General features: G+C 70.0%; 19 protein-coding genes. 7 read left to right on the plus strand and 12 right to left on the minus strand.

Going from position 1 to position 23,997, the window contains the following annotated elements; all coding sequences use genetic code 11:
• Positions 1 to 90: 90 nt before the first annotated feature.
• The 7 genes from ACZ7L5_RS13235 to ACZ7L5_RS13265 all read right to left on the minus strand — a co-directional run bounded on the left by ACZ7L5_RS13235 (position 91) and on the right by ACZ7L5_RS13265 (position 11,413).
• On the minus strand, positions 91 to 3,807 hold the full coding sequence (locus tag ACZ7L5_RS13235) for a ThuA domain-containing protein (protein WP_471516684.1): 3,717 nt from the start codon (positions 3,805 to 3,807) through the stop codon (positions 91 to 93).
• Between the two features lie 358 nt (positions 3,808 to 4,165).
• Complete coding sequence (locus tag ACZ7L5_RS13240) at positions 4,166 to 5,164, minus strand: sugar phosphate isomerase/epimerase family protein (protein ID WP_328878097.1); 999 nt, start codon at positions 5,162 to 5,164, stop codon at positions 4,166 to 4,168.
• Positions 5,165 to 5,197: 33 nt separating this feature from the next.
• A complete protein-coding gene (locus tag ACZ7L5_RS13245) occupies positions 5,198 to 6,409 on the minus strand; it encodes a Gfo/Idh/MocA family protein (protein WP_471516761.1) in 1,212 nt (403 codons plus the stop codon).
• A 59-nt stretch (positions 6,410 to 6,468) separates the two neighbouring features.
• A complete protein-coding gene (locus ACZ7L5_RS13250; protein ID WP_471516685.1) occupies positions 6,469 to 7,506 on the minus strand; it encodes a substrate-binding domain-containing protein in 1,038 nt (345 codons plus the stop codon).
• A gap of 49 nt (positions 7,507 to 7,555) precedes the next feature.
• Positions 7,556 to 8,575, minus strand: coding sequence for an ABC transporter permease (locus ACZ7L5_RS13255; RefSeq protein ID WP_328878100.1), 1,020 nt, complete (start codon positions 8,573 to 8,575; stop codon positions 7,556 to 7,558).
• The gene (locus ACZ7L5_RS13260) at positions 8,572 to 10,095 is read right to left on the minus strand and encodes a sugar ABC transporter ATP-binding protein (RefSeq protein WP_471516686.1); all 1,524 of its coding nucleotides are present in this window, start codon (positions 10,093 to 10,095) and stop codon (positions 8,572 to 8,574) included. Before ACZ7L5_RS13260 ends, ACZ7L5_RS13255 begins: the two co-directional genes overlap by 4 nt.
• Positions 10,096 to 10,231: 136 nt before the next feature.
• Positions 10,232 to 11,413, minus strand: a complete 1,182-nt coding sequence (locus ACZ7L5_RS13265) for an ROK family transcriptional regulator (RefSeq protein ID WP_471516762.1) — start codon at positions 11,411 to 11,413, stop codon at positions 10,232 to 10,234.
• Positions 11,414 to 11,692: 279 nt separating this feature from the next.
• Between ACZ7L5_RS13265 and ACZ7L5_RS13270 the strand changes: the two genes are divergently transcribed.
• Complete coding sequence (locus ACZ7L5_RS13270; RefSeq protein ID WP_471516687.1) at positions 11,693 to 12,274, plus strand: DUF4231 domain-containing protein; 582 nt, start codon at positions 11,693 to 11,695, stop codon at positions 12,272 to 12,274.
• A 15-nt stretch (positions 12,275 to 12,289) separates the two neighbouring features.
• On the opposite strand, the gene ACZ7L5_RS13275 is transcribed toward ACZ7L5_RS13270, so the two are convergent.
• From ACZ7L5_RS13275 to ACZ7L5_RS13290, 4 genes are all read right to left on the minus strand, one after another.
• Positions 12,290 to 12,967, minus strand: a complete 678-nt coding sequence (locus ACZ7L5_RS13275) for a GntR family transcriptional regulator (protein ID WP_328878104.1) — start codon at positions 12,965 to 12,967, stop codon at positions 12,290 to 12,292.
• A 139-nt stretch (positions 12,968 to 13,106) separates the two neighbouring features.
• On the minus strand, positions 13,107 to 14,045 hold the full coding sequence (locus ACZ7L5_RS13280) for a beta-ketoacyl-ACP synthase III (RefSeq protein ID WP_471516688.1): 939 nt from the start codon (positions 14,043 to 14,045) through the stop codon (positions 13,107 to 13,109).
• A gap of 149 nt (positions 14,046 to 14,194) precedes the next feature.
• Positions 14,195 to 14,323, minus strand: a complete 129-nt coding sequence (locus ACZ7L5_RS13285; protein ID WP_328878106.1) for an MFS transporter small subunit — start codon at positions 14,321 to 14,323, stop codon at positions 14,195 to 14,197.
• On the minus strand, positions 14,298 to 15,641 hold the full coding sequence (locus tag ACZ7L5_RS13290; protein ID WP_363032782.1) for an OFA family MFS transporter: 1,344 nt from the start codon (positions 15,639 to 15,641) through the stop codon (positions 14,298 to 14,300). The genes ACZ7L5_RS13285 and ACZ7L5_RS13290 overlap by 26 nt, the downstream gene beginning before the upstream one ends.
• Before the next feature lie 260 nt (positions 15,642 to 15,901).
• On the opposite strand from ACZ7L5_RS13290, the gene ACZ7L5_RS13295 reads away from it, so the two are divergent.
• From ACZ7L5_RS13295 to fdhD, 5 genes are read left to right on the plus strand one after another with little or no spacing between them, the layout of a single operon-like run.
• A complete protein-coding gene (locus ACZ7L5_RS13295) occupies positions 15,902 to 16,873 on the plus strand; it encodes a 2-dehydropantoate 2-reductase (RefSeq protein ID WP_471516689.1) in 972 nt (323 codons plus the stop codon).
• A gap of 10 nt (positions 16,874 to 16,883) precedes the next feature.
• Positions 16,884 to 18,809, plus strand: coding sequence for a molybdopterin oxidoreductase family protein (locus ACZ7L5_RS13300; RefSeq protein WP_471516690.1), 1,926 nt, complete (start codon positions 16,884 to 16,886; stop codon positions 18,807 to 18,809).
• Positions 18,810 to 18,814: 5 nt separating this feature from the next.
• The gene (locus ACZ7L5_RS13305) at positions 18,815 to 20,638 is read left to right on the plus strand and encodes an NAD(P)H-dependent oxidoreductase subunit E (protein WP_471516691.1); all 1,824 of its coding nucleotides are present in this window, start codon (positions 18,815 to 18,817) and stop codon (positions 20,636 to 20,638) included.
• Entirely contained in the window at positions 20,635 to 21,495 is an 861-nt protein-coding gene (locus ACZ7L5_RS13310) for a 2Fe-2S iron-sulfur cluster-binding protein (protein WP_471516692.1), read from the plus strand. Before ACZ7L5_RS13305 ends, ACZ7L5_RS13310 begins: the two co-directional genes overlap by 4 nt.
• A gap of 8 nt (positions 21,496 to 21,503) precedes the next feature.
• Entirely contained in the window at positions 21,504 to 22,352 is an 849-nt protein-coding gene (gene fdhD / locus ACZ7L5_RS13315; RefSeq protein ID WP_363032772.1) for a formate dehydrogenase accessory sulfurtransferase FdhD, read from the plus strand.
• A 101-nt stretch (positions 22,353 to 22,453) separates the two neighbouring features.
• Here the strand turns inward: fdhD and ACZ7L5_RS13320 are convergent, their stop codons facing one another.
• Complete coding sequence (locus ACZ7L5_RS13320; protein WP_471516693.1) at positions 22,454 to 22,891, minus strand: MarR family winged helix-turn-helix transcriptional regulator; 438 nt, start codon at positions 22,889 to 22,891, stop codon at positions 22,454 to 22,456.
• Positions 22,892 to 22,990: 99 nt separating this feature from the next.
• Between ACZ7L5_RS13320 and ACZ7L5_RS13325 the strand changes: the two genes are divergently transcribed.
• Complete coding sequence (locus ACZ7L5_RS13325) at positions 22,991 to 23,932, plus strand: quinone oxidoreductase family protein (protein ID WP_471516763.1); 942 nt, start codon at positions 22,991 to 22,993, stop codon at positions 23,930 to 23,932.
• Positions 23,933 to 23,997 lie beyond the last annotated feature (65 nt).

Consider the following 23,997-nt stretch of genomic DNA (forward strand, 5'->3'; position numbering starts at 1 on the left):
CAGCCTCCGTGTCGTGCTTGTCGTGCGCGAACCCCGGGGGGAGGGACAAAGACGGCGAGCGGGGGTCCGGCGTCCCCCGCCCGCCGCCGCTCAGCCGCCCGTGGTGGGCAGTTCCTTCAACTGGATGTTGCGGAAGGAGACCTGGTCGTCGGCACCGTGGTTCTGGAGGCCGATGTGACCGTCGGTCAGGCTCCGCTCGGGGTCCTTGTTGGTGAAGTCGTTGATCTTGACTCCGTTGAGGAACACCTGGAGGCGTTCGCCCTGGACCTTGATCTCGTAGGAGTTCCACTGGCCGGGCGGACGCAGGACCTGGTCACGGGCCTTGATGTTCGCCGACTTGAACGAGTAGACGGAGCCCGTGGTGCGCTCGGGCGCGTCCGTGGCGTCGATCTGGATCTCGTAGCCCTTGTTCACCGCGGACCAGGGGTCGTCGGAGGCCGGGAAGCCCACGAAGATCCCGGAGTTGTCGTCGCCCTGCATCTTCCAGTCGAGCTTGAGGGAGTACGACTTCAGCTCCTTGGCCTGGTACCAGAGCAGGCCCATGCCGCCCTCGGTCTCCAGGGTGCCGTCCTTGACGTTGAACTTGCCGGGGCCGGCCTGCTTCCAGCCTTCCATGGTCTGGCCGTTGAAGATCTTCCGGTAGTCCTTGCTCGGCTTGCAGTCCGCCTTGACCTGGCCGGTGGCGTACTGCAGACCGCCGAGCAGATGGGCCCGGAAGGCCTCCTCGGCGTAGGACTCCTTGGTGTGGCCGCCGCCGGTGTAGAAGGACCGGCCGCCGCCGTAGCTCTGGCACCAGGCGATCGGGTGGTCGCCCTTCATGTTCCCGCCCTGGTAGGTGGTCTCGTCCAGGGTGGCGAGGACCTTGGCCTGCTCACGCGGGTTGGTGCGGTAGTTGTACCACTCGTCCGTGCGCTCCCAGGCGTCGCCGAGGTGCGCGGTCGAGGGGTGGTCGTGGTCCTCGACGCGGACCGTGGCCTTCTGGATGGCCGGGTGCGAGTCGAAGTAGGCGCCGACGAGGCCGCCGTAGAACTCCCACTCGTACTCGGTGTCGGCGGCGGCGTGGATGCCCATGTAACCGCCGCCGTTCTTGACGTAGTTCTCGAACGCCTGCTGCTGCTCGGCGCTGAGCACGTCACCCGTGGTGGACAGGAAAGCCACCGCGTCGTACTTGGCGAGGTTGGTCGTGGTGAACTGCCGGGCCTCCTCGGTCGCGTCGACCGTGATGCCGGCCGGGGCGCCGAGCTCCTTCAGGGCGGCGATGCCGGCCGGGATGGAGTCGTGCCGGAAGCCGGCGGTCTTGGAGAAGACCAGGACCTTCTTGCCGCCCTTGAAGGGCTGCTTGGAGAACTCGAAGTCGTCCACGTCGTAGAGCGCGCCCTCGCCGCCCTTGAAGACCAGGTAGATCTCCGTGGTGCCCTTGGGCAGCGACCGCAGCGGCACGTCGACGTTCTGGAAGGTCTCCCAGCCGCCCGTCGGCGGGATGTAGGCCGAGCCGTGCAGCGGTCCGTCGGGCGAGCCGGTGCGCAGTTCGATGAAGCCGCCCGCGCCGCCGGAGGAGGCCCGCACGGTCATCTTCTTCTGCCCGTCGAACCGGTAGGGGCTGAAGGAGATCCAGTCGCCGTCGTCGATGTTGCCGACGGTCTTGCCGCCGTTGGCGCCGGTCTTGTCGATGACCGACACGCCCGACTGGGTGCTGAAGTGCTCACCCTGGCGGTGCAGCGGCTGGAGGACGGTGCGAGCGGTGCCGGTGAGCGCCTCCTGGCCGTTCGCGCCGCCGTCGGTGTAGCTGGCGCCGACGACGCCGTAGATGTTGGCGTTGGGGTCGTGGCCGCCGTCACCGGCGGGCGGCGTCAGGGTGCCCTCGCAGCCCATCTCGCTGGTCAGCTCGTGGGCGTGGGAGTCGTGGCCGAGGCTGTAGGCGACCTTGACCTTGGAGCAGTCGACGGTCTCCTCGGGGTCGGTGACGGTCACCTTGAACGGCACGGGCTTGCCGAACTCGGCCAGAGCGCCGTTGCCCGGGATGTCGATCTTCACCTTGGGCTCGGTGTTGCCGACCACGATCCGGGCGCTGGCGTTGCCGGTGTTGCCCTCGGGGTCCTTGGCGGTGAAGGTGGCGGTGTAGGTGCCGACCTTCTTGTACCGGTGAGTGGGCTTGAGGCCCTCGCCCTTGGTGCCGTCGCCGAAGTCCCAGCTGTAGGTGAGGTCCGGGGAGTCGGCGTCCTTGGCGGTGGCCGTGAAGGCGACCTTCAGTCCGGCCGCTCCGGACGTCTTGTCGGCGCTCACCTCGGCGATCGGCGAGAAGCCGTCCTCGGCGTTCTCGATCCGGTACAGCGCGGAGTGCTCGTCACCCTGGAACCAGGAGATGCCGTAGTCGAGGACGTAGAGCGCGCCGTCGGGGCCGAACTCCATGTCCATGATCTGGGTGCCGGTCCACGGGAAGTCGTTGATCTTCGCGACGGAGCCGTCCTCGTTCTGCTCGATCCGCTTGATCCAACGGCGGCCGAACTCACCCGCGAAGAAGTCGCCGTCGTAGGCCTCGGGGAACTTCACCTTGGAGTCGAGGTCGGGGTCGTAGCGGTAGACCGGGCCGGCCATCGGGGACTCGGAGCCACTGCCGAACTCGGGCACGGAGCCGCCGTCGTACGGGATCCACGCGGCCTGTGCGGGCGGCAGGTCGGTGAGGCCGGTGTTGTACGGCGAGGTGTTCTTCGGGGCCGCGCAGTCGAACTTCTCGCCGGAGGTGCCGGTGGCGAAGTCGTAGTCGACGTAGGCGTCGTTGTTGCCCGTGCAGAACGGCCAGCCGAAGTTGGCGGCCTTGGTGACCTTGGCGAACTCGACCTGTCCGGCCGGGCCGCGCGTCGCCGAAGCGGCGCCCGCGTCGGGGCCGTAGTCACCCACGTACACGATGCCGGTCTTGTCGTCGACGCTCATCCGGAACGGGTTGCGGAAGCCCATCGCGTAGATCTCGGGACGGGTCTTCTCGGTGCCCGGGGCGAAGAGGTTGCCCTCCGGGACGGTGTACGAGCCGTCCTCGGCGACCTTGATACGCAGGAGCTTGCCGCGCAGGTCGTTGGTGTTGCCGGAGCTGCGGCGGGCGTCGAAGGCGGGGTTGCGGCCCTCGCGGTCGTCGATCGGCGTGTAGCCGTCGGAGGCGAAGGGGTTGGTGTCGTCGCCGGTGGACAGGTAGAGGTTGCCCGCCGCGTCGAAGTCGATGTCGCCGCCGACGTGGCAGCAGGTGCCGCGGGAGGCCGCGACGTCCAGAACCTTCTTCTCGCTGGCCGTGTTGAGCGTGCCATTGGCGTTCAGCGTGAAGCGGGAGAGGCGGTTGACGCCGTCGAACTTCTTGAACTCCTCGGCGGTGCCGGTCTCCGGGGCGTCGCCCGCGGGGGTGTCGAGCGGTGGGGCGTAGTAGAGGTAGATCGCCCGGTTGTTCTTGAAGTCCGGGTCGATGCCGACGCCCTGCAGGCCCTCCTCGTCGTGGCTGTAGACGGGGATCTTGCCGGCGACCTTGGTGACGCCGCCCTGGTCGGTGAGGCGCAGTGTGCCGTCGCGTGAGGTGTGCAGCACGCTGCGGTCCGGGAGCACGGCGAGCGACATCGGCTCGCCCATCTCGGGTTCGCCCTTGGCGAGCGGCACCTGCTGGAACTGCCCCTCGGCGGCCGGTTCGTCGTGTTCCGGGTGGCCTGGGTGGGCGCCTGCGACGGTCGCCGGGGTGCCCACGGCCAGGAGCAGGCCGGTGAAGAGGGCGACGGCGGTGCGAAGTCTGGGGCGCGGGGTGCGGGTGCTGCGGAGTCTGGTTCTGTGCACGAAGTCCCTCCGGGAACGGGTGGGCCGTACGGGGTGGGTGCGAAGACGTGCGGTGCGGGCGCCGGGGTGCGCCGTCACCCCGGAGGTGGCTGTGCCATGACATTTCTGTGTGCCGTGAGCACTTCTACGTGCCGTGAGCACTTCTACGTGCCGTGAACACTTCTGTGTGCCCTGAACGCTTCCGTGTGTGTCCTGAACACTTCAGGGACGGTAACCGCGTCCGGCCGGGGCGAACACCCCTTGCGCCGGACTCGGTTGAACTTTCTCCCGTCAAAGGACAAAGCAGGATCTGCGCAGGTCGGAGGGGGGACCGGCGGTGCTGCCGGTCCCCGTCCCCGACCAGCGCCGGGTGCGTGATTCAGTTGTTGAACGCGGCGTCGAAGGACGCGCTTGGCGGCTCGAAGTCGAACGCCTTGAGACGGGTCAGCGCCTCGGGGGCGCCCTGGAGCCGGTCCATGCCGGCGTCCTCCCACTCGACGGAGATCGGGCCTTTGTAGTCGATGGAGCGCAGCATCCGGAAGACGTCCTCCCAGGGGACGTCGCCGTGCCCGGCCGACACGAAGTCCCAGCCGCGGCGCGGGTCGCCCCACGGCAGGTGGGAGCCGAGCCTGCCGTTGCGGCCGTCGAGGCGCTTGCGGGCCTCCTTGCAGTCGACGTGGTAGATGCGGTCGCGGAAGTCCCAGAGGAAACCGACGGGGTCGAGGTCCTGCCACACGAAGTGCGACGGGTCGAAGTTCAGGCCGAAGGCGGGGCGGCCGCCGACAGCCTCCAGGGCTCGCCAGGTCGTCCAGTAGTCGTAGGCGATCTCGCTGGGGTGGACCTCGTGCGCGAACCGGACGCCCTCCTCGTCGAAGACGTCCAGGATGGGGTTCCAGCGGGTCGCGAAGTCCTCGTAGCCGCGTTCGATCATCGACTCGGGCGCGGGCGGGAACATGGCGACCAAGTGCCAGATCGCGGAGCCGGTGAAGCCGATCACCGTGTCGACACCGAAGGCCGCCGCGGCACGCGCGGTGTCCTTCATGCGGGCCGCGGCGCGCTGCCGGACCCCCTCCGGGTCCCCGTCGCCCCACACCTCGCCCGGCAGGATGGCCTGGTGGCGTTCGTCGATGATGGCGTCGCAGACGGCCTGCCCGACCAGGTGGTTGGAGATCGCCCAGCACTTGAGGCCGTACTTGTCGAGCAGTGTCTTCCTGGAGTCGATGTACGACGGGTCCGCGAGGGCCTTGTCGACCTCGAAGTGGTCGCCCCAGCAGGCGAGTTCGAGCCCGTCGTAGCCGAAGTCGCGGGCGAGCCGGCAGACCTCCTCCAGCGGCAGGTCGGCCCACTGGCCGGTGAACAGCGTGAACGTACGCGGCATGCGCGTCAGCCTCCTCGGGCCGCTCGGGGTGTGTCAGACCGCGATCGGGGTGTAGACGGCGTTCTTCTCGGCGCTCTCCTCCACCGCCGCCAGCACACGCTGCACCTGCAGCCCGTCGGCGAAGGAGGGTTCGGGCCGGCGGCCCTCGGCGACGGCGTGGACCAGGTCGCGGGCCTGGTGGACGAAGGTGTGCTCGTAGCCGAGGCCGTGGCCCGGGGGCCACCAGGCGTCCAGGTAGGGGTGGTCGGGTTCGGTGACGAGGATGCGGCGGAAGCCGGCGTGTGCGCCCGGTTCCCTGCCGTCGTGGTACGAGAGCTCGTTCAGCCGCTCCAGGTCGAAGGCGATCGAGCCGAGCTCGCCGTTGAGTTCGATGCGCAGGGAGTTCTTGCGGCCCGTGGCGTAGCGGGTGGCCTCGAAGGAGGCGAGTGCGCCCGACGGGAGACGGCCGGTGAACAGGGCGGCGTCGTCGACGGTGACCTGGCCGGACCCGTTGGCGGAGACGGCGGACAGGCCGCTCGTGGCTCCGCCGGGCAGCGGGCGCTCCCGTACGAAGGTCTCCGTCAGGGCCGACACCCCGGTCAGGCGCTCCCCCGCCAGGTACTGCGCGAGGTCGATGATGTGGGCGCCCAGGTCGCCGAGCGCGCCCGAGCCGGCGTGCTCCTTGCGCAGCCGCCAGGTCAGCGGGAACTCGGGGTCGACCAGCCAGTCCTGGAGGTACGTCACGCGCACGTGCCGCAGTGTGCCCAGGCGGCCCTCGGCGACCATGCTGCGGGCCAGGGCGGTGGCCGGCACCCGCCGGTAGTTGAAGCCGACCATCGCCACCTGGCCGCGCTCGAAGGCCTCTTCGGCCGCCCGCGCCATCGACGTGGCTTCCTCGACCGTGTTGGCGAGAGGCTTTTCGCACAGGACGTGCTTGCCGGCGGCCAGGGCCGCGAGGGCGATCTCGGCGTGGCTGTCGCCGGGGGTGCAGATGTCGACGAGGTCGACGTCGTCCCGTTCGACGAGTGCACGCCAGTCGGTCTCGACGGACGCCCAGCCGTGCCGGTCGGCCGCCGCCCGCGCGGCGGCGGCGTCCCGGCCGCAGATCACGGCCTGAACCGGGTTCAGCGGCAGGTCGAAGACACGGCCCGCGGTGCGCCAGCCCTGGGAATGTGCGGCGCCCATGAAGGCGTAGCCGACCATTCCGACGCGCAAGGGCGGCTTACCTGCCTCGGTCCCTTCTGACTGCTCCTGCGGCTGTCCCATGTGGGTGTCCTCCTCGTCCTGGTCGGGGTGGCGCACGTGGGGGGTGCGGGCGGAACGGATCACTTGAAGCCGGTGGGCATGTACTGGCCGACGTTGGCTTTGTCGACGACCGCCGAGTAGAGCGTGATCGAGGCCGGGATCTCGAACTCGGCCATGCCACCCACGCCCTTGCCCTGGCCGAGCGCGCGGGCCAGGTCGATGGCGGACGCCGCCATGGTCGGCGGGTACAGGACGGTGGCCTTGAGAACGCCGTCGTCCTCCTTGATCGCCTGGAAGGCGGACAGGGCACCCGCGCCGCCGACCATCAGGAAGTCGTCGCGGCCGGCCTGCTCGATGGCCCGCAGCGCGCCCACGCCCTGGTCGTCGTCGTGGTTCCAGAGCGCGTCGAACTTCGACTGGGCCTGCAGGAGCTGGGCCATCTTGGCCTGTCCGGACTCGACCGTGAACTCGGCGGCCTGGCGGGCCACCTTCTGGATGTTCGGGTAGTTCTTCAGAGCGTCGTCGAAGCCCTGGGTGCGCTGCTTGGTGAGTTCCAGGTTGTCGAGGCCGGCGAGTTCGATGACCTTGGCGCCGGACTTCCCCTTGAGCTTCTCGCCGATGTAGTGGCCGGCGTTGAGACCCATGCCGTAGTTGTCGCCGCCGATCCAGCAGCGGTAGGCCTGCGGGGTGTTGAAGATCCGGTCGAGGTTGATGACCGGAATGTTCGCGCGCATGGCCTTCAGGCCGACCTGGGTGAGCGCCTTGCCGTCGGCGGGCAGCACCACCAGGACGTCGACCTTCTTGTTGATCAGCGTCTCGATCTGGCCGATCTGCGCGGCGGTGTCGTTGGAGCCCTCGGTGATCTCCAGGGTGACGTCGGAGTACTTCTTCGCCCGGCTCTTGGCGTTGTCGTTGATGGCGTTGAGCCAGCCGTGGTCGGCCTGCGGTCCGGCGAAGCCGATGGTGACCTGCTTACCGGGCTTGTCGTCGGCGGCCGGCTGGTCGTTCGCGGCCGGCTCGTCCTTGGACTCGTTGCTCGTGCAACCCGTGAGGAGGGCACCGGCTCCTATGGCGGCGGATCCGAACAGCAGCCCTCTGCGACTGGTGAGCTCTGGCATGGCGGTGAACCCTTTCCTCAGGTCGTGCGAAGCGGAAGCGGTACGACCCTCAGGTCGTGCTTGCGGTACGGCGCTGGACCAGCACGGCGGCGACGATGATCGCGCCCTTGGCGATCTGCTGGACGTCGCTCTGCAGGTTGTTCAGGGCGAAGATGTTGGTGATCGTGGTGAAGATCAGGACGCCGAGCACGGAGCCGACGATGGTGCCGCGTCCCCCGGTGAGCAGGGTGCCGCCGATGATCGCGGCGGCGATGGCGTCGAGTTCGTAGAGGTTGCCGTTGGTGTTCTGGCCGGAGCCGGACAGGATGATCAGCAGGAAGGCGGCGATGCCGCAGCACAGTCCGGACAGCAGATAGAGGTAGAGCCGCTGACGGCGGACGTCGATGCCGGCGAGCCGGGCCGCCTCCGCGTTGCCGCCGACGGCGACCGTGCGCCGCCCGAAGGTCGTGCGGTTCAGGACCAGCCAGCCGATGATCGTCACGACCGCGAACACCATGACCAGAGGCGGGATGCCGAGGACGTAGGCGTCGCGCTCGCCGAGGTCGAGTACCGAGGGAATGGTGACGATCTGCGTCTTGCCGTCGGTGATCTGCAACGCCAGCCCGCGCGCCGAGGCCAGCATGGCGAGGGTGGCGATGAACGGGACCATCGCGCCGTACGCGATCAGCATCCCGTTGACGAGCCCGCAGCCCACGCCGACGATCACCGCCGTGAACAGGATGCCGGCGAAGCCGTACTCCTGGGTCGCGACCGTCGTCGCCCACACCGAGGCGAGCGCGACGATCGCGCCGACGGACAGGTCGATGCCGCCGGAGATGATGACGAAGGTCATGCCGACGGTGACGACGCCGATCACGGACGCCTGGGTGAGGACGAGCTGGAGGTTGCGGGTGTCCAGGAACTCGTCCGGCTTGGTGATGCCGCCGATGATGATGAGCACGGCGAGGACGCCGAGCAGGGACAGGGTCCGCACGTCGGCGCGGGCCATCAGGCCCCGCCAGGCGGGCGGTGCTCCGGCCGACTGCACCTTGCCGGTGCTGTCCCGGGGCGGTGAGGCGTGCTGCGTCATGACGCCGGACTTCCTTCCATGACGAGGTCGAGTACGCGGTGTTCGTCGAGTTCGCGCGCGGGAGCGGTGTGTACGACACGGCCCTCGCGCAGCACCAGGACGCGATCGGCGAGGCCCAGCACTTCGGGCACTTCACTGGAGACCAGGAGCACGGCGAGGCCTTCGTCGGCCAGTCGCCGGATCACGGCGTACAGCTCGGCGCGGGCGCCGACGTCGACGCCGCGGGTGGGTTCGTCGAGCAGCAGGACACGGCAGCCGCGGAGCAGCCAGCGGGCCAGGACGGCCTTTTGCTGGTTGCCGCCGGAGAGCGTGCGCACGGGCACGGACGGGTTGTCGGGCCGCAGCGACAGTTCGCGGGTCGCGGCCCTCGCCGCCCCGAGTTCGGCCGTCCGGTCCATCCAGCCGCCGCGCGAGAAGCGGGACATGGACGACACCGACACGTTGCGGGTGACGGACTCCAGCATCAGCAGCGCCTGCGCCTTGCGTTCCTCGGGGGCGAGTCCGAGCCCGGCGCGCACGGCGGCCCGCACGCTTCCGGGTCGCAACGCCCGTCCGTCCACGAGGACTTGACCGGCGGTGGGCTTCCTGGCCCCGTAGATCGTCTCCAGGATCTCCGAGCGCCCCGAGCCCACCAGCCCGGCGAGCCCGACGATCTCCCCGGGCCGCACCGTCAGGTCGAGCGGCTCGAACTCGCCGTCCCTGGCGAGTCCCCGCACCTCCAGCAGCGGCTTCCCGGCCGCGGCCACGTCTTTCGCCGGCCGCTCGGGGAAGACGTACTCGACATTGCGCCCCGTCATCATGGCCACGACGTCGCGCGTCGGCGTGGACTTCGCGGGCAGCCCGCCCGCGACGGCCCGACCGTCCTTCAGCACCGTCACCCGGTCACCGATCCGGCGGATCTCCTCCAGCCGGTGCGAGATGTAGACGACGGCGACTCCGGCGGCGGTGAGGTCGCCGACGATGCGGAAGAGGTTGTCGACCTCGTCCGGGTCCAGGGCTGCGGACGGCTCGTCCATCACGATCAGCCGTACGTCGTGGGAGAGCGCCCGCGCCATGGAGACGATCTGCTGCTGGGCCGCCGACAACTCCCCGACCAGGCGGGCGGGGTCGATCTCGGGATGCCCGAGTCGCTTGAGCAGCTGGGCTGTCGACGTCCGCGCGACCTTGCCGCGTACGACGAACCCGGCGGCTGTCGGTTCATGGCCGAGGTGGACGTTCTCGGCCACCGACAGGTGCTCCACCAGGTCGAGTTCCTGGTAGATGGTGGCGATGCCGAGGCGCATCGCGGCGATCGGCGAGCGGAGGGTGACCTCCTCGCCACCCCAGCGGATGGTGCCGGTGTCGGGCTGGTGGGCGCCGGCCAGGACCTTGATGAGCGTGGACTTGCCGGCGCCGTTCTGGCCGAGCAGACAGTGCACTTCACCGGCCTGGACGTCGAGGTCGACGCCATCGAGGGCACGGACTCCGGGGAACGACTTGGTGATGCCGGACATGCTGAGCAGGGGTGGTTCTGATGCCATGAGGTCCCCTTGGCGGGCGTGCGGGCCGGTTCAGGGCAGGGCGGAGCTGGGCGCGGTGCTGTGCGGGGCAGGGTGGTGCGGGGCAGAGCAGGGCGGTGCGGGGCGCTGTGCGGGTGAGCCGTACGACGTAGGTGGCTTACGCGGGTGAGAACAGGTGGTCGCTGATGAGCCGGGCCGCGCCGATGACTCCGGCGGTGGGGCCCAACTCGCCCAGGACGATGGGGAGGTTGCCGGTCGCCAGCGGCAGCGACTGGCGGTAGACCTGGGTGCGGATCGCGGCGAGCAGGTTGTGGCCGAGGCCGGTCACCCCGCCGCCGATCACCACCAGGCCGGGGTTGAAGAAGCTGACGAGTCCGGCGATGACCTGGCCGACGCGGTTGCCGCCCTCGCGGATCAGGTCGAGGGCGGTGGAGTCGCCCGCGGCGGCCGCGGCGGCGACGTCGACGGCGGTCAGGGTGCCGTTCGCCTCAAGCCGCGAGGCGAGTTCCTCCGACCGTCCCTGCTGGGCCGCCTCGACAGCGTCCCGGGCGAGGGCCGACCCGCTGAAGTGGGCCTCAAGACAGCCCCGGTTGCCGCAGGCGCAGGGGCGGCCGTCGGGCACGGCCTGGATGTGCCCGATGTCGCCCGCGCTGCCCGTTACGCCCCGGTGGACCTCGCCCCCCGCGACGATGCCGCAGCCGATGCCGGTGCCGATCTTGACGCAGAGGAAGTCGCCCACGGAGCGTGCGACCCCGGCGTGCTGCTCCCCCATCGCCATGAGGTTCACGTCGTTGTCGACCATGACCGGGCAGCCGAGGTCCTGGCTGAGCGCCTCCCGGACGGGGAAGCCGTCCCAGCCCGGCATGATCGGCGGTGCCACCGGTACGCCCTCGGGGAAGCGGACCGGTCCGGGGACGCCGATGCCGGCGCCGTCGTACCCTTCCGCGAGCCCGGAGGCCCTCAACTTCGCTGCCATGGACAGGACTTGCTCGAAGACCGCGACCGGGCCCTCGCGGACGTCCATGGGCTGGTTGACATGGCCGAGGATTTCCAGCTCGGCGTTGGTGACGGCGACGTCGACCGAGGTCGCGCCGATGTCGACACCGAGGAACCGCAGCCCTGGATTGAGCCGGACGTTGTGCGAACGGCGCCCACCGCGCGAGGCGGCGAGTCCGTCGGCCACGACCAGCCCGGTCTCCAGCAGGCGGTCCACCTCCACGGCCAGCTTGGACCGTGACAGGTCGATCTGATCACCCAGCTGGGCCCGGGAGTTGGGCCCGCCGTCGCGCAGCAGCCTGAGCAGCTTGGCCTGATGGGCGTTCGCGGGTCGCGCCGTCATACGTCTCACGAGCCCCTCCCCGCCTCAATCGGCCTGTGCGCGCCGGGTTTCGGCCACGTCCGCGGCCTGCTTTCGAGGGGAACGTAGCAGTGGGCGCCGGGGCTGGGAAGAAGTTGCGCAGAGATTGCCATCAACTTTCTCCACTCACAGGACAAAGGCGAGATCGGTACGTCCTCCGCCGCCGTTCGTCTCTGTGCGTCGAGGGTGCGCAAGTGCCGTGCAAAGGGCTCCCGTTGGCTACCCTGTCCCTCCAGCAGCGGTGCTTTGGGGGGAGCGCGAATGGCTCAGGGAACCTCGTCCGACGAACCGGCATCGACACAGGCCGCGGACAGCGCGGACGGCACGCCCTCACCACCTGTTCCCGCCAGGGCGCCCGCGCCTTTCCCCGCCACTCCCCCGAGGTCCGGACGTTCGTCGCCCGACACCGGGCCCGGCTATGCGATGCGGGTGGCGAACGGGTCGTACGACTGGTATCACAACGCCGCCGTCAGGGCACGCCGCAACTTCCGGCTCACCGAGACCCTGCTGCTGCTCATCTCCGCGGCGATCCCGGTGTCGGCGGTCATCTCGCCCGGGACCGCCGAGGTGCCCGCAGTCCTGGGCGGCGTCGTCGTGGTGATCACCGGCCTGCGCTCCGTCTTCCACTGGCAGGACGACTATCTGCGCTTCAGCGAGGCCCGCGAGGCGGTCGAGGCGGAACGCCGCCTCTACTACACCGGCGCCGAGCCGTACGCCGACGCAGGGACCCGGGACCGTAACCTCGCCGTGAGCGTCACCCGCATCGAGCAGCGGGAGATGGGCACGTGGGTGCAGCTCGCGAGTCCGCGCACGGATGCCACGGGGAACAACGCGCAGTACTGAACTCCGCGGCAGGGCTCAGGACTTGGCCCTGTCGTGATACGACCGCCGCGTGTGCTCGGTGTGCTCCCGCATCAGCTGAGTGGCACCCTGTTCGTCCCGGTCGGTGATCGCGGCGATCATGCCCCGGTGCTCGATCCAGGACTGCTGCCCGCGCTGGCGGGCGACGGGCGTGTAGTACCAGCGCACGCGCCGGTCGACCTGGGCCGCCAGCTCGGCGAGGACCGCGTTGCCCGCGAGCTCCATGATCTTCGCGTGGAAGCGGGCGTTGAGGGCGACGGCGGCGTCCACGTCGTCGGCGGCGACGGCCTTCTCGCCCTCCGCGCACAGCTGCTCCAGGGCGGCGATGCCGGCGCTGTCGGCGTGGGCGGCGGCGAGGCGGGCCGCCTCGGCCTCCAGGAGGGTGCGGACGGTGAGGAGCTGGTCGGCCTCCTCCTCCGTCGGCTCGTGCACGAACGCGCCCTGCGCGGGCCGTAGATCGACCCAGCCCTCGGTGTTCAGCCGCTGCAGCGCCTCGCGCACCGGTTGCCGGGACACACCGAGGTGACCTGCCAGTTCGCTCTCGACCAGATGCTGGCCGGGCTGGAGGGCGCGGGTCGTGATGAGTTCGAGCAGCGCCTCGTACACGCGGTCGCGCAGTGGGCCGGGCCGTTCGAGCTTGGGCACCGCACCCTGCGGCAGTCCTGTCGACAACATCGGTCCCCTCCTGGGCGAACACCGGGCGACTGCGTCGCGTAGCCGACCGTCACGGAAAGCCAGTATCAATTGTCTTTCGTCTACAGTCTACGGCGCACAAGACCAAGGGAACCGGGGAGTTGGCCACATCACACCGGCGTCAGGGGCAGCGCACGACCTGCCCGGCGTACGACAGGTTGCCGCCGAACCCGAAGAGCAGCACCGGATCCCCGGTCGTGATCCGCCCCTGTTCCACGAGCTTGGACAGTGCCAGCGGAATGCTCGCCGCCGAGGTGTTGCCGGACTCGGACACATCCCGCGCGACCACGGCATTGACCGCGCCGAGCTTCGCGGCGAGGGGCTCGATGATGCGCAGGTTGGCCTGGTGCAGGACGACGCCGGCGAGGTCCTCGGGTGCCAGGCCCGCCCGCTCGCAGGCCCGGCGGGCGATGGCCGGCAGCTGCGTCGTCGCCCAGCGGTAGACGCTCTGGCCCTCCTGCGCGAACCGCGGGGGCTGCCCCTCGATGCGCACCGCGTGCCCCATTTCGGGCACCGAACCCCACAGCACCGGCCCGATGTGAGCCTCTCCGGACGCCTCCACGACGGCCGCGCCGGCACCGTCGCCGACCAGCACACAGGTCGTGCGGTCGCTCCAGTCGGTCACGTCGGACATCTTGTCGGCGCCGATCACCAGGGCGCGGGTCGCGGCCCCCGCCCGTACGGCGTGGTCGGCGGTGGCCAGGGCGTGGGTGAACCCGGCGCAGACGACGTTGATGTCTATCGCGGCGGGCGACGGGACGCCGATGCGGGCCGCGACGCGGGCGGCCATGTTCGGGGAGCGGTCGATGGCGGTGGAGGTGGCGACCAGAACCAGGTCGATGTCGGCGGGCGCGAGGCCCGCAGCCGCGAGCGCCTTGGCGGCGGCGTGCGCGGCCAGCTCGTCGACGGGCTCGTCGGGCCCGGCGATGTGGCGCGTACGGATGCCCACCCGGGATGTGATCCACTCGTCACTGGTGTCGACCATGCCCGCCAGTTCCTCGTTGGTGAGCACCCTGGCGGGCTGATAGTGGCCGACTGCGGCAATGCGCGAGCCGTTCATCGATGGTGGTCCCCTCGAACATCGGGTAGCGGGATTCACCAGTCTGATCAGTGACTCGCGGGTACGACTGCAAGTGATGCCACAGGAATCGGGCGCCCGTGTTGTCGGCTTCCATCAGACCATCGGACGCCCGAACACTTCTCGAACACCTACCCGGTGAACAGCTGCGTCGCCTTTTGTACGAGTTCGTAGAGCCCGTACGCGAGCGGTACGCCCACCCACACCCAGGCGAGGGCGATCAGACCCCGCCGGCTAGGCGGACTGCTGTCGCTGGACATCTGCGGCCTCCTTCGACGCCGGGGCGGAGGTGGGGGACGGGACGTGATGGCGGGGGTGGACGGGGCGGACCAGCTCGTTGGCGACGAAGCCGACGGCGAGCAGCCCGATCATGATGAACAGGGACATCGTGTACAGGGACGAGCCGTCCTTGCCCGCCTCCTCCTGCCGGTCCGCGATCCAGTTGACGATCAGTGGTCCGAGGACGCCGGCCGTGGACCAGGCGGTGAGCAGCCGCCCGTGGATGGCGCCCACCTGGTAGGTGCCGAAGAGGTCCTTCAGATAGGCGGGGACCGTCGCGAAGCCGCCGCCGTAGAAGGAGAGGATCACCAGCGCGCACAGGATGAACAGCGGCTTCGACGAGTCGCCGGCCAGCGCGATCAGCCCGTACATCAGCGCGCCCACACCCAGGTAGAGGCGGTAGATGTTCTTGCGTCCGATCAGGTCGGAGGTCGACGACCAGCCGATGCGGCCCGCCATGTTGGCGGCGGACAGCAGGGCGACGAAGCCAGCGGCGGCCGACACCGACACCGGTGTGGAGGTGTTGGCGAAGAAGTCCGTGATCATCGGGGCGGCCTTCTCCAGGATGCCGATGCCCGCGGTCACGTTCATGCAGAGCACGACCCACAGACACCAGAACTGCGGAGTGCGCACCGCGTTACGGGCGGACACCTGCGGTCCGTCGAAGACGCCGGGCCCGTCCCCGACCGGCTTCTCGGAGCGCGGCACCCTGACCAGCAGCACGCCCAGCAGCATGAACACGGAGTACGACAGCCCGTGCACCAGAAAGGCCATCGCGATCCCGGAGCTGTCGCTGCCGAACGACTCCAGCATCTGCGCCGACCAGGGCGAGGCGATGAGCGCGCCGCCGCCGAAGCCCATGATGGCGATGCCGGTGGCCATGCCGGGCCGGTCCGGGAACCACTTGATCAGCGTCGAGACCGGGGAGATGTAGCCGATGCCGAGGCCGATCCCGCCGACGAAGCCGTAGCCGAAAACGATCAGCCAGTACTGCTCGGTGGCCGCGCCCAGCGCGGAGAGCAGGAAGCCGGACGAGAAGCAGATCAGGGCGACCGTCATCGCCCAGCGCGGTCCGTTGCGCTCCACCAGCGTGCCGCCGAAGGCGGCCGACAGTCCGAGCATGACGATGCCGAGCTGGAACGGCAGCGCGCTCTGCGTGCCGCTGAGGCCGAGGGCGGATTCGAGCGGCGGCTTGAACACGCTCCAGGCGTAGGCCTGGCCGATGGACAGATGGACCGACAGAGCAGCGGGCGGAACCAGCCAGCGGCTCCATCCCGGGGGTGCGACCGGTGGACTCATGATCCCGAACGGTAGGCAGTGGGAGGGAACTTGAGAAGGCGGCACGTCGACCGTATGCGGTGAGCGGTATGCAGCAAGCGACGAACGGTCGAACACCGTCCGGGGAGGCACGGAGCGTGCGGGAACGTGCGCGAACCCTTGCTGACCCCTTATCCATACTGTAGACAATATTCCGTCGACAGGATTTGAGAGTTCCACTGCTGTCGGACCTTTCTCAGCCACCTCCGCGGTACTCCCTCGACCGAACGGAGCGTTCCGAAGTGAAAGTTGCAGTCCTCGGCGCCGGTGCCATCGGCGCCTACGTCGGAGCCGCGCTCCATCGCGCGGGCGCCGACGTGCACCTCATCGCCCGTGGACCGCATTTGGCGGCCATGAGGCAGCACGGAGTGCGGGTGCTCAGTCCGCGCGGCGACTTCACCGCCCGCGCCCACGCGACCGACGACCCGGCCGAAGTCGGCCCGGTCGACTACGTCTTTCTGGGCCTGAAGGCCAACTCGTACGCGGCGTGCGGGCCGCTCATGGAGCCCCTTCTGCACGACACCACAGCGGTCGTCGCCGCCCAGAACGGCATCCCCTGGTGGTACTTCCACCGCCACGGCGGCCCCTACGACGGCCACCGCATCGAAAGTGTGGACCCGGACGGCGCGGTCAGTGCGGTGCTCGCGCCCGAACGGGCCGTCGGCTGTGTCGTGTACGCCGCGACCGAGCTCGAAGGCCCCGGTGTCGTACGGCACTTGGAAGGCACCCGGTTCTCCGTCGGCGAGCCCGACCGCAGCGTGTCCAGGCGCTGTCTGGACCTCGGCGAGGCCATGATCGCCGGTGGCCTGAAGTGCCCGGTGGAGCCGGACCTGCGCAACGACATCTGGCTCAAACTGCTCGGCAACATCTCCTTCAACCCGATCAGCGCGCTGGCCCGCGCCACCATGCGGCAGATGTGCCTGCACGGCGGCACCCGCAAGGTCATCGAGATCATGATGACCGAGACGCTCTCGGTCGCCGAGGCCCTCGGCTGCGAGGTCGGCATCTCCATCGAGCGCCGTCTCGCGGGTGCGGAACGGGTCGGCGATCACCGCACCTCCACGCTCCAGGACCTGGAGCGCGGCAAGCCGCTCGAACTCGACGTACTCCTCGCGGCGGTCGTCGAGTTGGCGGAGATCACCGGCGTTCAGGTGCCCACCCTGCGCACCGTGCACGCCATCTCGGACCTGCTCGCGCTGAGGAGCGCCGCATGAGGAGCGCCGTATGAGGAAACGCGACCGTACTCCGAAGACGTACACCCGGCTGACGCACCCGCTCGTCCGGGACTCCCGCGACGAGCCGCTCCGGCAGGCGACCTGGGAAGAGGCACTGGAGCGGGCGGCCCGCGGCCTTGCGGCGGCGCGGGGTGCGTTCGGCATGTTCTCCTGCGCCCGAGCCACCAACGAGATGAACTACGTCGCCCAGAAGTTCGCCCGGGTCGTGATGGGCACGAACAACGTCGACTCCTGCAACCGCACCTGCCACGCGCCCAGCGTGGCAGGACTGTCGGCGGCCTTCGGCTCGGGCGGGGGCACCTCCTCGTACGAGGAGATCGAGCACACCGACGTCATCGTGATGTGGGGCTCCAACGCCCGCTTCGCGCACCCGATCTTCTTCCAGCACGCGCTCAAGGGCATCAGGAACGGCGCCCGCATGTACGCCGTCGACCCGCGCCGCACCTCCACCGCCGAGTGGGCGGAGAGCTGGCTCGGCCTGAACGTCGGCACCGACATCCCGATGGCGCACGCGATCGGCCGCGAGATCATCCACGCGGGACTGGCCAACGAGGCGTTCATCGAGCGGGCGACCAGCGGCTTCGAGGAGTACAAGGCGCTCGTCGAGCCGTGGACGCTGTCCCTCGCCGAGAAGGTCACGGGCGTACCGGCCGCCGCCATCCGGGAGCTGGCCCACGCCTACGCCCGCGCCGAACGCGCCCAGCTGTGCTGGACCCTCGGCATCACCGAGCACCACAACGGCACCGACAACGTCCGCGCGCTGATCAACCTGTCGCTGCTGACCGGGCACGTCGGCCGCTACGGCAGCGGGCTCCAGCCCCTGCGCGGGCAGAACAACGTCCAGGGCGGCGGCGACATGGGCGCCATCCCCAACCGCCTCCCCGGCTTCCAGGACATCCTCGACCCGGACACCCGTCTGAAGTTCGAGTCGGCCTGGGACACCGTGATCCAGCCCCACTACGGCCTGAACCTCACCGAGATGTTCGAGGCGATGGAGGAGGGCACGCTCAAGGCCGTCTACTGCATCGGCGAGAACCCGGCGCAGTCGGAGGCGGACAGCGAGCAGGCCGTACGGCGGATGCGGCAGCTGGACTTCCTCGTCGTCCAGGACATCTTCCTGACGAAGACGGCCGAGCTGGCGGACGTCATCCTCCCGGCCACCGCCGGGTGGGCCGAGACCGACGGCACAACCACCAACAGCGAGCGGCGGGTTCAGCGGGTGCGTCGGGCGGTCACCCCGCCCGGGGAGGCACGCGAGGACATCGACATCATCTGCGAGCTGGCGGCGCGACTCGGACACGAGTGGAAGTACGCCGACGCCGAGGCCGTCTGGAACGAGCTGAGGTCGGTGTCGCCGGACCACTACGGGATGACGTACGAACGCCTGGCGGAGCACCAGGGCATCCAGTGGCCGTGCCCGAGCACGGAGCAGCTCGAACCGACCTATCTGCACGGCCGGTTGTGGGAGCCGGACCCGGTCCGGCGCGGGATGCCGGCGCCGTTCGGGATCGTCCAGCACAATCCGCCGGTCGACCTCACCGACGAGGAGTTCCCGATCCGGCTCACCACCGGGCGGCGGCTCGACTCGTACAACACCGGCGTGCAGAGCGGGAGTTTCGCCTCGCCGTTGCGGCGCGGCGAGTTCGTCGAGCTGTGCCCGGAGGACGCCGAGCGGTACGGGGTGGTGGTCGGCGAGGAGGTCCGGGTGAGCTCGCGGCGGGGTTCGGTCGTCGCGCCGGTGTGGATCGACACCGCGCTGCGGCCCGGGCTCGCCTTCATGACCATGCACTTTCCCGACGAGGTGGACACCAACCAGCTGACGATCGAGGCGAACTGCCCGATCGCGGGTACGGCGGAGTTCAAGGCGTCGGCGATCCGGATCGAGAAGCTCCCCGTCGCGACCATCGTGAGGTGACATAAGTGGACCTGCACTTCGGCGACAGCAAACCGACGGACGACGAACGGGCCGCCGTCGACGCCCTGCTCGGCCCGCCGGAGTCCTCCTGGGAGGGCGCCGACCGCTCCGACGCTGACCTGAGGTGGGCCAAGGGCGGCCGCGAGGCCCGGGACCGCCGCGACCTGCTGTTGCCGGGGCTGCACGCGATCAACGACCGGATCGGGTGGATCAGCGACGGCGCCCTCGACTACCTGTGCCGGCGACTGACCGTGCCCCCGGCGGAGGCGTACGGAGTCGCCACCTTCTACGCCATGTTCTCGGTCAAGCCGCGCCCCGCCACCGTGCTCCACGTCTGCACGGACCTCGCGTGCGCGGCGGCCGGCGCGAGCGAGCTGTGCGCCGGGATCGAGGCGCGGCTCGGCCTCGGCAGCGGAGTGAGCGTGCAGCGCAGCCCGTGTCTGGGCCTGTGCGAACGGGCTCCGGCGGCGCTCGCGATCAAGGCCGGGGACCCGGTGCGTACGGCGGTCTCGGCGCCGGCGACCGTGCACGACGCCGTCCTCGCCGCGAGCGCTCCGGACTCGGCGCCCGAGGAGCCGTCCGCGGCGCTGGCGGTTCCCCAGGCGGCCGGCGACGAGCTGATCCTGCTGCGCCGCGTCGGAGTCGTCGACCCGTCGTCGCTGGACGACTACCGCGCCCACGGCGGCTACACCGCCCTGCGCCGTGCCTTCGAGCTGGGCCCCGCCGGAGTCATCCGCGAGGTCACCGACTCCGGCCTGGTCGGACGCGGCGGCGCCGCCTTCCCCACCGGCCGCAAATGGCAGGCCACGGCGTCGCAGCCCGACCATCCCCACTACGTCGTCTGCAACGCCGACGAATCCGAACCGGGTACCTTCAAGGACCGCGTGCTGATGGAGGGCGACCCGTACGCGCTGGTCGAGGCCATGACGATCGCGGCGTACGCCACCGGCGCGCACCAGGGCTACCTGTACCTGCGCGGCGAGTACCCACGGGCCCTGCACCGCCTGGAACACGCCCTCGCGCAGGCACGCGCGCGGGGACTGCTCGGGGACGACATCCTCGGCCAGGGGTACGCCTTCGACATCGAGATCCGCCGGGGGGCGGGGGCGTACATCTGCGGCGAGGAGACCGCCCTGTTCAACTCCATCGAGGGCTACCGCGGCGAGCCGCGCTCGAAGCCGCCGTTCCCGGTGGAGAAGGGCCTCTTCGGCAAGCCGACGGTCGAGAACAACGTGGAGACGCTGGTCAACGTCCTGCCGATCCTGACCATGGGCGCACCGGCGTACGCGGCGATCGGGACGGGGAAGTCCACCGGCCCGAAGCTGTTCTGCGTGTCGGGGAGTGTCGCGCGGCCGGGCATCTACGAGCTCCCCTTCGGCGCGACGCTCGGCGACCTGCTGAAGCTGGCCGGGGCGCGGGACGGGCTGCGGGCGGTGCTGCTGGGCGGGGCGGCGGGCGGCTTCGTACGGGCCGACGAGCTGGACATCCCGCTGACCTTCGAGGGCACGCGGGAGGCGGGCACGACGCTCGGTTCGGGTGTGGTCATGGCCTTCGACGACACGGTCCCGCTGCCGCGGCTGCTGCTGCGGATCGCCGAGTTCTTCCGCGACGAGTCGTGCGGGCAGTGCGTGCCGTGCCGGGTCGGGACCGTTCGGCAGGAGGAGGCGCTGCACCGGATCGTGGAGCGCACGGGTGCGGCGGCCGCCGCTGACATCGCCCTGCTCAGGGAGGTCGGCCGCGCGATGCGGGACGCCTCGATCTGCGGTCTGGGGCAGACCGCGTGGAACGCCGTGGAATCCGCCATCGACCGACTGGGGGCGTACGAATGACCGCGATACCGCTGGGGATCCCGCGCCGGCTGCTGGAGTTCACGATCGACGGGGAGTCGGTGCGCGCTCCCGAGGGTTCGACGATCCTCGACGCCTGCCGGGCCGCCGGAAAGGACGTGCCGACCCTCTGCCAGGGCGACACGCTCACGCCCAAGAACGCCTGCCGGGTGTGCGTCGTCGAGGTGGCGGGCTCCCGCACCCTGGTCCCGGCCTGCTCCCGCAGGGCCGAGCCCGGCATGGAGGTGCGGACCGACACGGAACGGGCCCGCCACAGCCGTAAGGTCGTCCTCGAACTCCTCGCGTCCTCGGTCGACTTGTCGACGACTCCACAAGTCGCCGATTGGATCAAGGAGTACGAGGCGAAGCCGGACCGCTTCGGCCCGGACGCGGCCCGCCTGGGCGAGGAACCCAGGGTCGACAACGATCTGTACGTGCGTGACTACGACAAGTGCATCCTCTGCTACAAGTGCGTGGACACGTGCGGCGACCAGTGGCAGAACAGCTTCGCGATCTCCGTCGCCGGCCGCGGCTTCGACGCCCGGATCGCGGTCGAGCACGACGCCCCGCTGACCGACTCGGCGTGCGTGTACTGCGGGAACTGCATCGAGGTGTGCCCGACGGGGGCCCTGTCCTTCAAGTCGGAGTTCGACATGCGGGCGGCCGGCACCTGGGACGAGTCGGCGCAGACGGAGACGACCACCGTGTGCGCTTACTGCGGAGTGGGCTGCAACCTCACTCTCCACGTGCAGGACAATGAAATCGTGAAGGTCACCTCACCGCACGACAACCCGGTGACCCACGGCAACCTCTGCATCAAGGGCCGCTTCGGCTACCAGCACGTACAGAACCGGGGCTGAGACACGACATGGGACGAGTCACGGAACGACGCAAGGTGATCCGCATCCGGGACGGGGCCGTCTCCACGCGCCCGGACACGCTCGTCGCCGAGGAACCGCTGGAGATCAGACTGAACGGCAAGCCGCTCGCGATCACCATGCGCACCCCCGGCGACGACTTCGCACTGGCGGCAGGTTTCCTGGTCAGCGAGGGCGTCCTCGCCGAGCAGGACGATCTGCAGAACATCGTGTACTGCGCGGGAGCCACGGTGGACGGCTCCAACACGTACAACGTGGTGGACGTGAGGACCGCGCCGGGTGTGAAGATCCCGGACATCACGCTGGAGCGGAACGTCTACACGACCTCGTCCTGCGGCCTGTGCGGCAAGGCGAGCCTCGACGCGGTCCGCACGACGGCGCGCTGGCCGATAGCCGACACTCCCCCGGTCCGGGTCGAACCCGAACTGCTGGCGAGCCTCCCCGACCGGCTCCGCGCGGCCCAGCGGGTCTTCGACCGGACCGGGGGCCTGCACGCGGCGGCCCTGTTCTCGGAGGACGGCGAGCTGCTGGACATCCGTGAGGACGTGGGCCGGCACAACGCGGTCGACAAGCTGGTCGGGCGCGCCCTGCAGAACGGGGACCTGCCGCTGTCCCGGACGATCCTGCTGGTCTCCGGGCGGGCCAGTTTCGAGCTGGCGCAGAAAGCAGTGATGGCGGGGATCCCGGTGCTCGCGGCGGTCTCGGCGCCCTCGTCGCTCGCGGTGGACCTGGCCGCGGAGACGGGCCTGACGCTGGTGGGCTTCCTGCGGGGCAGCTCCATGAACGTGTACGCGGGCGAACACCGGCTGGCCCTGCGGACCGCGGCCGCCCAGGCCTGACAGGTTCCCCGCGACACGGCGGCGGGGCCCCGACCGGCGGGGAGCGCCCCCTGCGCCGTACAGGGGCCCCGTCTCAGCCCGAACTCGCGCACGACACCCGCTCAGCTCCGCGTGCCGGAGATCCGGATCAACAGGTCCATGAACCGGTCGCGTTCGGCACGTGACAGCGGGGCGAGGAGCGCGTCATTGGCCTCGCGGGCCGCTTTCTCACAACGCTCCAGCAGGCGCGCACCCGTGTCGGTGAGGGACACCGCGTTCTTGCGGCGGTCGTTCGGGTCCGGCTCGCGCAGGACGAGACCGGCGGATTGCAGGTCGTTGAGGATCCCGACCAGGTCCTTGGGGTCGAGCTGGACGCTGCGGCCGAGATCCGCCTGCGCCACGGGGGCGAGGTCGCGGACGGCCGAGAGCACCACGTGCTGCCACATCTTCATCCCCTCGGCCGCGAGCGCCTCGGCCACCAGGGCACGCCCCCGGGCCGCCGCTCGGCCGAGCAGCCAGCTGGGGAGGGAGCGGATCGCGGGGAGAGGCGCTTCGGGCATGCCGCCAGCCTATCTGGAATTCATTGGACTTCCCCATGACCGAGAGTTAGCGTCAGCACCGCCAAACCGTTGGTGTTCCCAATGACTTCTGGAGGTGCGATGCGCCGCGTCCGCTACGAATCCACCGGCGGCCCCCTGTTCCTGGAGGAGACCCCCGTCCCGGAACCGGGCCCCGGCGAGCTGCTCGTCCGCTGCGAGGCCGTCGGCGTCACGCTGCCCGTGGTCCGCAAGGTCGCCGAGGCGACCGGGCCCGTCCCACTGGGCGGCGAGGTCGCGGGCGAGATCGTGGCCGTGGGTGCCGGAGCCGGCCGCTTCCGCACCGGCGACCGCGTGACCGGACTGTGCTTCGGACACGGTTACGCCGACTACGCGGTCCTGCGCGAGAATATGGCCTCCCCCATTCCCGACACCGCCACCGCCGTCGACGCGGTCGCCCTCGTCCGCAGCGGCCTGGTGGCGCTCGGCGCACTGGAGGCCGCCCGGCCGCAGCGCGGGGAGGCGGCACTGATCACCGCGGCGGCGAGCGGGGTCGGACACCTGGCCGTGCAGTTGGCGCGGGTGCGGGGCGCGGGACGGGTCGTGGGCGCCGTCTCCGATCCGGCGAAGGCGGACTTCGTGCGCTCCCTCGGCGCCGACGAGGTGGTCACGTACCGGGACGAGGACTGGGGGGACCCCGTCGACTACGTCCTCGATGCCGTCGGCGGCGACCTGCTGAGCCCCGCCCTCGCGGCAATCACGCCGGGCGGGCGACTCGTGGCCTACAGTTCGGGCGGCGGGACAATTCAGGCATACGACCTTCTTGTAGGCGCCAAGTCCGTCGTCGGATTCCAGATGGCCCGGATCGCTCAGGGTGAGCCGGAGTTGTACGAGCGGTGGCGACGGGAGCTGTGGGAGCTGTTCGAGTCAGGCGCCGTCAAGCCTGCCGTGCACGGGGAGTTCACTCTGGAGGAGGCCCTCGAGGCCCATGTGGCGGTCGAGACGCGGGCCAACCGAGGGAAAGTAGTACTCCATACGGGAGTGACACGTGCACGGTTCTTGTGATGTGTGCGATAGCCCAACTAACGTCTGTGATGCGCACTTTGGACGTGGGATGTCCGAATGTTCGG

The sequence above is a fragment of the Streptomyces sp. NPDC107528 genome (genome assembly GCF_055639295.1).